Raw genomic sequence first — 12,717 nt, forward strand, 5'->3', positions numbered from 1 at the left:
ATGGTACCCGTTGAAGCAGGGTCAAAGTCAAGCCCAACACCTAGTCGTTGGGCACTCATTGGGGACAGACTTAAATGAGTGCCGCCAGGGACAGTCCTTGCCGGCCCGGCCGGCGAGCCGGCGAATCGGCAAAGACTGTCCCCAATGACTAGTCATTTAAGAACGTCCCCGATGACTACTCCTGCACTTTGAGGGCCTCGGCCAGGCTGACGCGCTTGATAGAGCGCGTGTGTAGCAGCGCCACGACCAGGTAGGTCGCAAAGCCAATGCCGACGCATGCAGCCATGGACCAAGCGGGCACGTAGATCTCGATATTGCCGTTGTAGGCGAGCAGCATCGAGCGGAAGATGGCCGTGAGCGAGCCAATAATGACCGGCAGGCTCAGCACGAGCGACGCCGCCACGCACAGCGTAATCGAGCGGATGTACAGATGCGAGATCTCGCCATCGCGATAGCCAAAAACTTTCATGCAGCTGATCGAACGGGCGCTGTGGTCGATCACCGCCTTGGTCAGCAAGTACATAAACAGCAGGAAGATAAACACCGCGAGCCCGACCATCATGCCGATCATTTTGCTCATCATGCCGATGAACTGGTCACCCACGGCGCGCATGTCGTCGGGCGTGGTGTCGCCGGCAAAGTAGCACGCATCGAGGTCGAGCTTCTCGTCGCTTACATAGCCGTTAAAGTAGGCGGCGTCGTTGTCGAACAGCTCGTTAAAGTCGTCGATACTCATATAGATATTCATGTCCGACTTGGAGCCCCAGGCACAGTCCTCGCCCGCATACTCAAGGGAATAATGCTCGCCCTCGTACTTGTCGCCGAGCGTGACCTTCTGGCCCTCGCTCCAGCCAAACTTATCGAGCAGGCCGCCGCCAAAGACGACGCGCCCGTCGCCGACGTTGAGGCCTTTCCAATAGCGCGAATCGGGCGAGATGCCGTAGACGGAAATCGTCTCCTCGCCATTACCATCGCCGCGGTCGTATTGCAGCTGGTAAACGGCATATTTCTCGGCCTGCGCGATTGCGCCCGCGCCGTTGTCGGTCGTATTGACCGGGTGGATGTCATCGTTGTCGGTGTCGATCTTAGAGGCTTTGTCAATCAGGTCGATAGCCTCGTCGCGGTCGCAGCCGAGGGCATCGGCAAGATCGTCAAGGCGCGCGTAGAGCGCATCCTTCTTGTCCTGGACCTTGGCAAGCGCATCCTGCGCTGCGGTCAGGCTCTCGGCAGACGGAGATGCGGTCGCGGCATCGGCTGCCGCCTGCGCCGCATCGGCCGCGTCGTCAAGCTCGTCATCGGCATCCTGGGTGGCGGAAAGCAGCGCACCGTCAACCGACTGCAAGCGCTCGAGCGCCGACCACTGCTCACGCTCCTCGGCAGTGCCCTCGAGCTCCAGCGGAGCCTTGAGCGTGTACTGATGCTCGGCGACCAGGCTCGTCTCGAGGTTGTCCGCGTAGTGCGTCATCGTGGGCAGAATCGCCAGGCCAAAGAGCAGCAGCAACGAGGCAAACGCAATGCCTACGAAGAGCGTAGCGAAGTTACCCAGGTTGCGCAGGAAGATGCGCAGGCGGAAGCGGGAAACAAAACCCATGCGCTCCGGCAGCTGCAGGCCGCGCTTGGTGCCCGATTTGCCGCTCGCCTCGTGACGAAGGAACTGCAACGGTGTCTTGCCCGTCTTGCGAAGCAGACCCACCAGCGTGATGAGGATGAGCGCGGCGGTGGGAACCACGGCGCACTTCACAAAGATCCCCCAGCTCCAGTACACCTGGAAGGGCGGCAGGCTGTACGAACCGTAATAGAGGCTGCGCATGGGCTCGGTAAAGAACACAACGCCGAGCGCAGTGCCCAAAAGCGCCGCGACCACGCCCACGGCAGCGGGAAGTGCCAGGTAGTGCAGCACGATCTCGCGTCGACGATAGCCGCTGGCGAGCAGCGTGCCGATGATGGCGCTTTCCTCCTCGATGGTGGCGTCAGTGAGCACCACAAAGACAAACGCCATGATCACGATGATGATGTCGAGCAGCGTCATCCACATCGTGGAGTCGCCGTCCACGTCGTCGCGCGCATAGCCAATGCCCTGATTGGAATCGGCATCGATCAGATCGTCCACACGCGCATCGGCATCGGCCAGTGCCTCGACCATATCCTGCTCGGCATCGATGCGATCTGCAGTGGGGAGGTCGCGATCGGCAAAGATGAAGGAGTAGGTGTAGGCAGGCGCGCCGCCGGCATCCTCGAGCGCGGCAAAGCCAGCATCGGTGACCTCGGCCACGCCGTACGTGATGGTGTTCACCGTAAAGTCCGAATTGTTGAGGAACAACGCCTGGCTATCGGGCTGGGTCATGATGCCGCAGATGGTGTAGGTGCGGCCCTCAAGCTCGACCTTATCGCCCACGGCGAGATCGTTGTTGGTGGCAAATACGCGGTCGACGGCCACCTCGTCGTCCGTCTTGGGCTGCCTGCCCTCACAGTAGGACGCGATATCGACCTTGGTGCGGTGCGCATAGGTGCGCAGCGTGCGCTTGGTGCCGTCGTCGCCGGCGGTCTTTTTGATGATGGCGTCGATAGAGAAGTTCTTGTAGAGCGTGACACCGCCGACGTCCTCCGCCGCGTCTTCGGCGGCCTTGAGTTGATCGTCGGTAGCCTCGAAGGAGGTGGTCACGCGGCCGTCCTCAATCGTGTACGCATCGCGCATGTCGTCGATAAGGCAACCGATGGAGTGGGCCGCGAGCAAAAAACCCGAGGTAAGGGCGATGCTTCCGCACATGAGTAAAAATATGCCCAGGTACTTGCCGATATTGCGGCGCAGCTCGCGCGGGAGACGTTTTGCGAGAGGTGTCATGGCGCCGCCTACCAATCGAGTTCGGCGGCCGCGACGGGCGACTCGTTGAGCTCATCCTCGACGATACGCCCGTCGCGCAGGCGCAGCACGCGATTGGCCATGCGCGCGATGGCGGCATTGTGGGTGACAATGATGATGGTGCAGCCGTAGGTGCGGTTGACATCCTCCATGAGCTGCAAGATTTCCTTGGACGTCTTGTAGTCGAGCGCGCCCGTGGGCTCGTCGCACAGCAGCAGGCCCGGGTTTTTGACGAGCGCGCGGCCGATGGCACAGCGCTGCTGCTGGCCGCCCGAGACCTGGCGCGGGAACTTGTTACGGTGCTCGTAGAGGCCCAGCGAACGTAGCAGGTCGTCAATGTTGAGCGGCTTTTTAGACAGGTGCGCCGTGACCTCGATGTTCTCCTTGATGGTGAGATCGGGCACCAGATTGTAGAACTGGAAGACAAAGCCCGGCTCGCGGCGGCGGTACTCACCCAGGTCGGCGGGCTTGAGCACCGTGAGGTCGCAGCCGTCCACCATGATAGAGCCGCCGTCGGCATCCTCCAGGCCGCCGATCAGGTTGAGAAAGGTCGACTTGCCCGAGCCGGAGGGCCCCAGCATGACGCAGATCTCTCCGCGGTTGATGGACGTGTCGATGCCGTCGAGCACTGTCAGGCGCGCATCACCGTCGCCGTAGTGCTTCTTGAGCCCTTTGACCTGGACGTAGGCTTGCTTCGTCGCCATGCTATCCCCCATTGTTAGCCTCGTGCTACTTTATGAGCGTAATAGTAAACCTTGGCGAACTATTTTGGAGCGAGGCCTGGGATTTATTTCAGACTAGTCATTGGGGACGTTCTTAAATGACTAGTCGCTGGGGACACTCTTTCGCCACCCGGCAGATAGGGACAGTCCTTGCCGGCCCAGCCGGCAAGCCGGCGGTTCGGCAAAGACTGTCCCCAATGACTAGTCGTTTAAGTCTGTCCCCAATGAGTACCCAATGACTAGGTGGCTAGGCGCGGGATTTGGTGCGCGAGAGTGCGAGGCCTACGGCGGCGATGGCCACGGCAAAGAGTGCCGTGACGCCCAGATCGCAGGCGATGCCGCCCAGCACGGTGGACGTCAGGTCCGCGGCGAGTGCCTTGCCGATCGCGTCGTTCACCCAATATGTCGGCACAAAATGCGCCACCGTCTGCACGGCCGGGCCCATCAGCGACAGGGGCATCCAGGCGCCGCCCAAAAACGTCATGAGCATGCCGAGCAGGTTGCCCACGCCGTTGAGCAGCTCCTCGCGCGCACCCAGGCTCGAAAGGGCAAAGCCAACGGCCAGCGGCGTGCACGCCAGGGCAAGCGTCGCCGCCAGCGCCAGACACACACGACCCACGCCGACCTCGGCAACCGCGCCGGCAAAGCCCACGACGCCCATCATGCTCGACACGAGCCAAATGCAGACGGTGAGCACGGCAGCGGCCGCAAACACGGCGAGCGAACGCTGGCGCTCGGAGACCGGGCCGGCCTCCATGCGGCGCACGCGCTCGGGCTCGTTCATGCCCGAGAACACCAATCCCACCGACACGATGACCGACGAGATAATCGCGTACGCGCCAAAGCTGAAATACGACTCGAGCGTGGCGGCGGCTGTCGAGTCAACCCTGACCTGCTCGATCTCGACCTTGGCGCGCTTCGCGGCCGCATGCTCGGCAGCCTTGGCGACGCTACCGTTAGAGGCGGCGGGCTCTAGGGCCGCCGCAGCGCCCGCGAGCGAGATCCAGCGCGAGGCCTCGGCAGACGAAAGCGCTGCCGCCATGGTGCCGGCGCCGTAGGTCATATCGAGCTTGGGCAGAGACTCCCCCGCGCGGGCGGCTGCAACAAGGTCGCCCTCAAACCCCTCCGGGATAAAGAACACGCAGTCGGCGCTACCTTTGGCGCTGTTGCTCTTGGATAGCGCGTCCGCAAGGTCGTAGGTGTCGCCGCCGACGCCCGTGACCAGCTCAAAACGAGAACCCAGATGCTTGGTAAGCGCACGCGAAAGGTCGCTGTCGTCGCGGTCGACCACGATCACGTTGGTGTCGTAGGGCTTGTACTCGGTAAGCTGCGACGAGTTCCAGCTCACCGAGGCCGCGATGAACACGCCCATGAGCGAGATGAACACCGTATAGATGAGCAGGTAGAACGGGTGCGCCAGCGCCATGCGAAGCGCGGTCTTAAAGGTGCTCATAGCGGCTCCTTCCAAAGATCAGCGTGGCGGCGGCAACGAACAGCAACGCCATAAGGACCAGCGCACCGGCGCGAACGGCAAAGGGGCCCAGGTCCTCAAAGAAATACAGGCGGTTGAACATGTCGCAGATGAGCTTGACGGGGTTGAGCCAGCACTCGGCCGGGCAGGCGCGGGCAACGTCGTCGGCAAGTGCCATCGCCGGCTCGCCGTAGAGGCCGGCGAACAGGGCGCACGTGGTGGCAAAGCCCGTGAGGATGCCCGACTTGGACGCCTTGCCGCCCTTAACGTGAAGCGTGCCCACAAAGAGCCCCAAGCCCGTGGCGGCAAGCGCGGATGCAGCACCGCCCAGCAGGCACAGCCCCTCGCGCCCGCCAAAGTCAACGCCAACGACTAGGCGCACGTAGCTAATCGCGACCGCCATCGAGGCAAAGGAAACCAGCCACGAGCCGACAAAGATGCCGGCTAGCGACGCCGTCTTGGAAAGACCGCCCACACAGCGACGCGCACCAAGGCCCGACAGATTGGGCTGCAGATCGACGACGCTCAAGGCGGCAAACTCGGCAGACATCATCGCGACCAGACCAAAGAGCGCGTAGTAGTAGACGACCGTACCATCGGGCGTGGTGCGTGTCAGACTTACGCGGCGGGTACCACCCTCGAGCGACAGGGCGCGCGCAACCGCCTCCGGGTCGGCGAGCGCCGCCGGGTTGTCTTGGGCAATCTGGGACATGAGCTCGGCATTTTGTGTATACGAGCTTGCCACCGTCTCCAAAATGCTGCGGTCGGTGAGCACCGTCGACGCACGCGAGCTGTCATAGCTCGAAAGCAATGTGAGTTTGGGCGTGCCCGCGGTATCCACCGTGTAAATGCCCGCGACTTCGCCGGCCTTGAGCGCTTTGCGCGCGGCAGCCAAGTCTTCGTACTCGCTCACACCGAGCAGCTGGTCGTCGCCTTCCTTGGCAAGCGAAGCCGCCACGTCCTTAAAGGTCGAGGCATCCCAGGCCTCGTCCGCCACGACGGCAACCGGCACCGGGTCGATCTTGCCGTCGGAGCTCAGATTCGCAAACATAAACATGAACATCGTGGAGAGCGCGACGGGAAAGATCGCGCCCCAAACCCACGTGCTCGGCCGGCGCAGCAGCGTCTTGACCGTAATGACAATGGTGTTGAACATGGCCGCCCCCTAGTCGCGCAGCTCGCGGCCGGTGATCTCGAGGAACACGTCGTTGAGGGTCGGCGGCTCGCTCCACACGCGGCCGAGCGCCACGTCGGCGGCGCGCAATGTGTCGAGGATGTCGACCAGGTTGTGCGGACTCGCCTCGCAGGTGCAGACGAGTTCGCCGCCGGACAGCTCGACGCTGAGCACGTGCTCGAGGGCGCGCAGCCGCTCGACCGTGGCGGGCTCGACGGCGCCGACCTCGACGGTCACGCGCTCGCCCATCTGTATCATGCGCTTGAGCTCGTCGTTGGTGCCCTGCGCCAGCACGCGGCCGCCGTCCATGATCATGATGCGACTGCAGATCTGCTCGACTTCCTCCATGTAATGGCTGGTATACACCACCGTGACGCCCTCGTCGCGCAGGCGGCAGATGCCCTCCAGGATGGCGTTGCGGCTCTGCGGGTCGACCGCCACCGTGGGCTCGTCAAAGAAGATGAGCTCGGGCTTGTGCGCGATGCCGCAGGCAATGTTGAGGCGACGCGCCAGACCGCCCGAGAGCTTGCCGGGGCGGAACTTGGTAAAGTCGCCCAGCCCGACAAAGTCGATCGCCTCGTCCACGAGCGCGCGACGGCGCTTGCGGTCGTTGATGTACAGGCTACAGAAATAGTCGATGTTCTCGCGCACCGTGAGCTCGTCGAATACCGCCACCTGCTGCGGCACCACGCCGATGCGGCGCTTGAGGTCGTAGCGGGCGGGTGTCATGGGCTCGCCGAACAGCTCGATGGTGCCCTTGTCGTAAGCGAGCAGCTGCAGAATACAGTTGATGGACGTGGTCTTGCCCGAGCCGTTGGGTCCGAGCAGGCCAAAGATCTCGCCGGGGGCGATGCTCAGGTTAAAGTGGTCGAGCGCAATAAGATCGTCGTAGCGCTTGACGAGGTTTTCGACGTGGACGATGTCTGTCATGAGGCGGCCCTTCCGTTGATTGCGGCCCGGTACGATTGCATCATCGCAGGAGCCTCCGGCGCGCACCAGTGAGCTTTGTCACGAGTGCGGAGGTCTTGGTCGTGCGGCCTGCCGACGCCCCCGCTTTGCCGCGCGGGAGGAATGTCACGGTTGCGCAGGCGGCCCCTCCACCACGCGCAGCTTCGCGTACAATACCCGTATGAACAGGCTTTTCGACAAATCGATCGTGCTAGCGTGCTGCATTGCAGCCGCCGTGGGCCTTGCTGTGGACGCTCGCCTGGTCGCGGCGTTTTGCCTTGGCGTTATTGCCACTTCGCTGGCCGAGGTCGCACAGGAAGAACGCATGCGCCGCACAAGCGAGGCCGCGAGCTTCGTCTACATCATCGCGGCTGTCTTCGTGCCGCCGTTTGTGCCGTTTGCACCTCTCGCCCTCTATGACATCGCACGACGCGTGCGCCGCGAGCACGCCTGGGTCGCGCTAGGCATTGGCTCCGTCTTTGCCTTTGCACTCGTCGCGGACCTTCGCACCGACGCGCTCACCGCCCGAACGCTCCTGCTGACCGCCATCCTTTCGGTTGCCGCCACCTTGCTATCGCTACGTACCGCCCAGCTGGAGCGCGAGCAGCAGCGCATGCGCCGCATCCGCGACGAGCTGCAGGAACGAGCCCTCGCGCTCGAAGCGCGCAACCGCGACCTTGCCGACCGCCAGGACTACGAAGTCGAACTCGCGACGCTCGCCGAACGCGCCCGCATCGCGCGCGAGATCCACGACAATGTGGGCCACCAGCTCACGCGCGCCTCGCTGCAAGCCGAAGCCCTGCGCGTGGTTCACGCCGACGAGCCCAGGGTTGCCGCCGATTTCGCCGATGTCAAACGCACGGTTGACGAGGCGCTCCAGCTTGTGCGCACCAGTGTCCATGCGCTCAACGACAACGCTGTCGATCTTTCCGTGCAGCTCGAACGCATTGTCGAAGGAGCGCGATCGGACGGCGGCCCGCAGATTGAGCTTGAGGTTATGACCGAGCATGCACCCGCAAACGTCGCGAACTGCTTTGCGGCGGTCCTGCGCGAGGCGCTCTCCAATACCATGCGCCACGCTTGCGCCCATACTGTCACCGTACGGTGCATGGAGCATCCGTCGTTTTACCAGCTCATCGTTACCGACGATGGCGTGGGCGGGGTCCAAGCAATCGGCCGTGGCGCCGCGGAGGGCATGGGGCTCGCCTCCATGCGCGAGCGCATCGAGGCGCTTGGCGGCACCTTCACCGCCGGTCCGCGCGCCGGCGTCGGCGGCTGGCGCGTGTTTGCCACCGTTCCCAAACAGCAAGGAGATGAGGACTGATGAGGCTCATCGTTGTCGACGACGACCGCTTGGTGGTCGATTCGCTCAAGATTATCCTGGGCGCCCAGCCGCAGATCGAGGTAGTGGGCACCGGCGCCAACGGCAACGATGCGGTTTCGCTCTATGCCGAACACGCGCCCGATATCGCACTGCTCGACATTCAGATGCCGGGGCGTGACGGACTTTCGGCGGCACGCGAGATCCTTGAGCGCGACCCTTCGGCGCGCGTGGTGTTTCTGACGACATTCTCGGATGACGAGTACATTGTGTCGGCGCTCAAACTGGGCGCCCGCGGCTACCTGATCAAAACCGATGTCGCCGCCATTCCGCCGGCGTTGGCGCAGGTCATGGACGGCAAACGCGTGCTCGAGGGAAAGGCGATCGAGGACATCGATTTTGACGGAACGGGCGTCGAGGCGGGCACGACCCGCCGGCCCGCGGCCTTTGCCGGCCTGACCGACCGCGAGTTCGAAGTCGCCGAGCTCATCGCCCGTGGCCTCGACAACAAGGAGATCGCCGCCACCGCCTACATGGGCGAAGGCACCGTGCGCAACCACATCAGCTCGATCCTGGCAAAGATGGGCCTGCGCAACCGCACGCAAATCGCCATCGCCTACCTGCGAGGGTAATTACCCAACGACCGACCACCCCGGCATAGCAAAATGGCTGCCACCGATTTAATACCATTTCAAAACTATGTCGGTTTACTACGACGAATCGCCCGCCTTCGACCACGGTAAATTGCGCGTTTGCAAAACCGCAGGTAGAACGCTTGCAGTATTTAGAAAAATGCAGTCATGGTCGGGAATGTCGAATTCTTCGTAGTAAACCGACATAGTTTTGTTCGGGCGGCCCTGCACGAGTGCCTCCGCAAGCCTCGCGGGACCAAAATGATCCATTTTCTTCCACCCGCGGAAACCGGCTGACAGCGCCCGCCACGAAATCGGCCCATCTACTACGTTTGACTCGATACCCCCGACCATACCCGCTTTTCATAAAAAATCGCAGGCGTTCTACCTGCGGTTTTTATTTCGCATTACTTGCCATGGTTGAGGATAGCGGCTTAAACGTAGTAGATGGGCCCATTTCATGGCAGACGGGTCACGTGGCAGCCCTCGCAAGGCCAAAATGGTCCGTTTCCCTCTGTCCGTGGGAGATCAAGGGATGTTACGGATATGGAGGCATTTCAAAACTATGCCGGATTACGGGGCCAAACTCAGGATCCCCATCCATACCCGCGTTTTCTGCAAGATGACAGCTCGTCTACCTGCGGTTTTGTTTTTGCGATTTTCTGTATGGTCGGAGGTTCGCTATCCAGCCCCGTAATCCGGCATAGTTTTTGTTCGCAGAGGCTTAGCCGCGCGCTCACGCGCGGGGCCGGTGGGGCATTTTTGCCCCACCGGCCCCTATTCCAGCTCTATTCCAACGCTACTCCGGCTTGGTTTCTACCGTGGAAGTCTTGTCCGCTGCGACTGGGGTGCGGGCGGTGTCCATAGTCAGACAGTGTTTAGGACAGCTTTCGATGCACTCGCCGCACACCACACAGGCATACGGGTCGATCGACCAGGTACCGCCCTTGCGATCGACCGCGAGAGCGCCCGCCGGGCAGCGACGAGCGCACATGCCGCAGCAAATGCACACGTCCATGTCGTTGACGATATGCCCGCGCAGGCGCTCGGGTGCCGCGAGCTTTTCCTGCGGATAGCACACCGTGACCGGCTGCTTGACCATAGAGCCCAAGGCCGTCTTGGCAAATGTCAGTAAACTCATGCCGCGCCTACCTTTCCGTGCAGCTAATGCAGGGGTCGATGGTCAGGATAATCATAGGAACGTTGGCAAGGAGCACGCCCTGCAACGCATGCGTCAGACCCGCCAGATTTTGCGACGTCGGCGTGCGCACGCGAAAACGGTCCAGATTCTTGGTGCCGTTACCGCGCACATAGTAGTACGCCTCGCCGCGCGGCTGCTCAATCACAACCTCGCCGCGCGCGCCGTCGGCCGGTGTGAGCTTGGTGCGCCCGCCGATACCGTCGTGCGGGATCTTGCCCACAAGCTCCTTGATGATGTCCATGGCCTGCGTGACCTCGGCACAACGCACCTGGCAGCGGGCATAGCAGTCGCCGTCGGTAGCAACGATGGGCTCAAATGCTGCCAGGCCTGCATAGGCACCGTCGCCAAACATGCGCACGTCGTAATCCACGCCCGAGGCGCGACCGAACGGGCCGACCATCGACAGATTCAGCGCGTCCTTCTTGCTGATCACGCCCACGCCATGCAGGCGGTCGCCGCAGCTATTGTCGTCCAAAAACGTATGCACCAAGGCCTCGTAGTCGGGACGCATGGCATCGAGCGTCTGGACAATACCCGCCAGCTCGGAGTCCTCAATGTCGTGCTTAAGGCCGCCGATCTCGTTGATCGACAGAATCACGCGACCACCGCACGTGCTCTCGAAGATCTTGAGAATCTGCTCGCGCAGCGTCCACGAACGATAGAACAGCGCCTCGAAGCCAAAGGCATCGGCGAGCAGGCCCAGCCACAGCAGATGCGAGTGGATGCGCGAAAGCTCGTGCAAAATGGTGCGGATATACTGCGCGCGGCCGGGCACCTCGATGTCGAGCATGCGCTCGCAGGCGCTGGCATAGCCATAGCTGTGGCCCACGGCGCAGATGCCGCAGATGCGCTCGGCGATGTAGCCAAACTGGTGCATGTCGCGCTTTTCGGTGAGCTTCTCGAGTCCGCGGTGCACAAAGCCGATCTGCGGAATTGCCTCGATGACGCGGTCGTCCTCGATCACCAGGTCCAGATGAAGCGGCTCGGGCAGCACCGGGTGTTGCGGGCCAAACGGAATAACGGAGCGATGTGCCATGGACCTTACGCCTCCTTTTTCTGCTTGTCGCGGGCGGCCTTGGCGGCAAGCGCCGCGCGGACCTTGGCCGCTTTCTCGGGATCCATGGCGGCGAGCTTTGCCTCCAGCTCGGCGGCCTTGAGCGCGGCCTTCGCAGCAGCTTCATCGTGTTGAGTATCGGAGCCGGCAGCCGCAGCGGGCTGAGCAGCGGCGCCTGCGGCATCGCCGGCGCCCGCAGCGCCCTCCCCTGCAGCAGCCGCAGCCGCGGCGGCCTTCTCGGCCGCGGCCTTGCGCGCCTTGGCCTCGGCAGCCGCGCGGACCTTCATGGCCTTCTCGCGTGCGGCCTTCACCTCGGGCGTGATAACGCTCATGGGCTCGGCAGTCGAGACCTGGTAGAAAAAGCCCTTAAAGTCGATCTGCATGTCGGTGATGGCAAGCCCAAACAGGTCGTGCGCCTCGTTCTCAAACGGGAATACCGCCGGATAATACGAGCTGATGGACGGAATCTCCTGGTACTGGTCGATGCCCTCGACCACCAGGTTCTCGATCGCATGGCTGCCATCCCGAGCGATCTGCTCTTGCGCAGCGCGGACGTTGATAAACGTATAGACCAGGCGATACGTGCCGTCGTCCACACAGCGCTCGGCGTGCATTTGCACAAAGCGCGCGCCGACGCCCTTGAGCGCCTGGACATGCGACAGGAGCTCATCGATCCCGACGGTGGTATAGATAGCCTTTTGCATTACTCGGCCTCCTTTGCAGCGACGGGCGTCTCAGCGGGCGCGTCGCCAGCGGCGGGTGCGGCGGACCTGGTGGACACGTTGGCCTCGACGCCGTCACCGGCACCATCAGTCCCGGCCCCCGCAGCCACAAACCCGTCCTCGCCCAGCTCAACGCCACCGTCCCAGGTCGCGGCGCCGCCCACGGTAAGCGGATCGCCGCCGGCGCGCATCACGGCCTCCTTCTGGTCCAGGATGCCGCACGCCTCCACGATGGCATCGATCACGGTCTCGGGGCGAATGGCGCACCCGGGCGCGTACACGTCCACGGGAATCGCGCGGTCCACGCCGCCGATCACGTTATAGGCATCGCGGAACACGCCGCCCGAACACGCACAGATACCGCAGGCCACCACGCACTTGGGCTCGAGCATCTGGTTGTAGATCTGGCGCACGACGGGCAGGTTCTGGGCATTGACCGACCCCGTCACCAAAAAGATGTCCGCATGCTTGGGGTTGCCGGTGTTGACCACGCCAAAGCGCTCCGCATCGAACAGCGGCGTGAGCGAGGCCAGCACCTCGATATCGCATCCGTTGCAGCTCGAGCCGTCGTAATGAATAACCCACGGCGAGCGCGACATTTTATGATCCATG

11 protein-coding genes are annotated in these 12,717 nt (G+C 62.8%); 2 read left to right on the forward strand and 9 right to left on the reverse strand.

Annotation, left to right across the window (positions count from 1 at the left end):
• Window positions 1-175: 175 nt before the first annotated feature.
• The 5 genes from AAAX73_RS01160 to AAAX73_RS01180 all read right to left on the reverse strand — a co-directional run bounded on the left by AAAX73_RS01160 (window position 176) and on the right by AAAX73_RS01180 (window position 7,157).
• A complete protein-coding gene (locus AAAX73_RS01160) occupies window positions 176-2,842 on the reverse strand; it encodes an ABC transporter permease (protein ID WP_349124794.1) in 2,667 nt (888 codons plus the stop codon).
• 8 nt (window positions 2,843-2,850) lie between these two features.
• Window positions 2,851-3,564, reverse strand: coding sequence for an ABC transporter ATP-binding protein (locus AAAX73_RS01165; RefSeq protein WP_349124795.1), 714 nt, complete (start codon window positions 3,562-3,564; stop codon window positions 2,851-2,853).
• A gap of 265 nt (window positions 3,565-3,829) precedes the next feature.
• Window positions 3,830-5,035, reverse strand: coding sequence for an ABC transporter permease (locus tag AAAX73_RS01170; RefSeq protein WP_349124796.1), 1,206 nt, complete (start codon window positions 5,033-5,035; stop codon window positions 3,830-3,832).
• Window positions 5,022-6,209 carry an ABC transporter permease gene (locus AAAX73_RS01175; protein WP_349124797.1) on the reverse strand — a complete coding sequence of 396 codons (1,188 nt, stop codon included), beginning with the start codon at window positions 6,207-6,209 and terminating at the stop codon, window positions 5,022-5,024. The genes AAAX73_RS01170 and AAAX73_RS01175 overlap by 14 nt, the downstream gene beginning before the upstream one ends.
• Before the next feature lie 9 nt (window positions 6,210-6,218).
• On the reverse strand, window positions 6,219-7,157 hold the full coding sequence (locus AAAX73_RS01180) for an ABC transporter ATP-binding protein (RefSeq protein ID WP_349124798.1): 939 nt from the start codon (window positions 7,155-7,157) through the stop codon (window positions 6,219-6,221).
• Window positions 7,158-7,356: 199 nt separating this feature from the next.
• Between AAAX73_RS01180 and AAAX73_RS01185 the strand changes: the two genes are divergently transcribed.
• Both AAAX73_RS01185 and AAAX73_RS01190 read left to right on the forward strand, forming a co-directional pair.
• Window positions 7,357-8,499: a histidine kinase gene (locus tag AAAX73_RS01185; protein ID WP_349124799.1), complete on the forward strand. Its 1,143-nt coding sequence runs from the start codon at window positions 7,357-7,359 to the stop codon at window positions 8,497-8,499.
• Window positions 8,499-9,128, forward strand: coding sequence for a response regulator transcription factor (locus tag AAAX73_RS01190; protein WP_195239905.1), 630 nt, complete (start codon window positions 8,499-8,501; stop codon window positions 9,126-9,128). Before AAAX73_RS01185 ends, AAAX73_RS01190 begins: the two co-directional genes overlap by 1 nt.
• A gap of 799 nt (window positions 9,129-9,927) precedes the next feature.
• Here the strand turns inward: AAAX73_RS01190 and AAAX73_RS01195 are convergent.
• The 4 genes from AAAX73_RS01195 to nuoB are packed head-to-tail and all read right to left on the reverse strand — an operon-like array spanning window position 9,928 to window position 12,716.
• Complete coding sequence (locus tag AAAX73_RS01195; RefSeq protein WP_349124800.1) at window positions 9,928-10,269, reverse strand: 4Fe-4S dicluster domain-containing protein; 342 nt, start codon at window positions 10,267-10,269, stop codon at window positions 9,928-9,930.
• A 7-nt stretch (window positions 10,270-10,276) separates the two neighbouring features.
• Entirely contained in the window at window positions 10,277-11,365 is a 1,089-nt protein-coding gene (locus AAAX73_RS01200; RefSeq protein WP_349124801.1) for a nickel-dependent hydrogenase large subunit, read from the reverse strand.
• Between the two features lie 5 nt (window positions 11,366-11,370).
• The gene (locus tag AAAX73_RS01205) at window positions 11,371-12,087 is read right to left on the reverse strand and encodes an NADH-quinone oxidoreductase subunit C (RefSeq protein ID WP_349124802.1); all 717 of its coding nucleotides are present in this window, start codon (window positions 12,085-12,087) and stop codon (window positions 11,371-11,373) included.
• A complete protein-coding gene (gene nuoB, locus AAAX73_RS01210) occupies window positions 12,087-12,716 on the reverse strand; it encodes an NADH-quinone oxidoreductase subunit NuoB (protein ID WP_349124803.1) in 630 nt (209 codons plus the stop codon). The genes AAAX73_RS01205 and nuoB overlap by 1 nt, the downstream gene beginning before the upstream one ends.
• Window position 12,717 lies beyond the last annotated feature (1 nt).

The organism is Collinsella sp. CLA-ER-H9 (genome assembly GCF_040092295.1).
Taxonomy (GTDB): Bacteria; Actinomycetota; Coriobacteriia; order Coriobacteriales; family Coriobacteriaceae; genus Collinsella.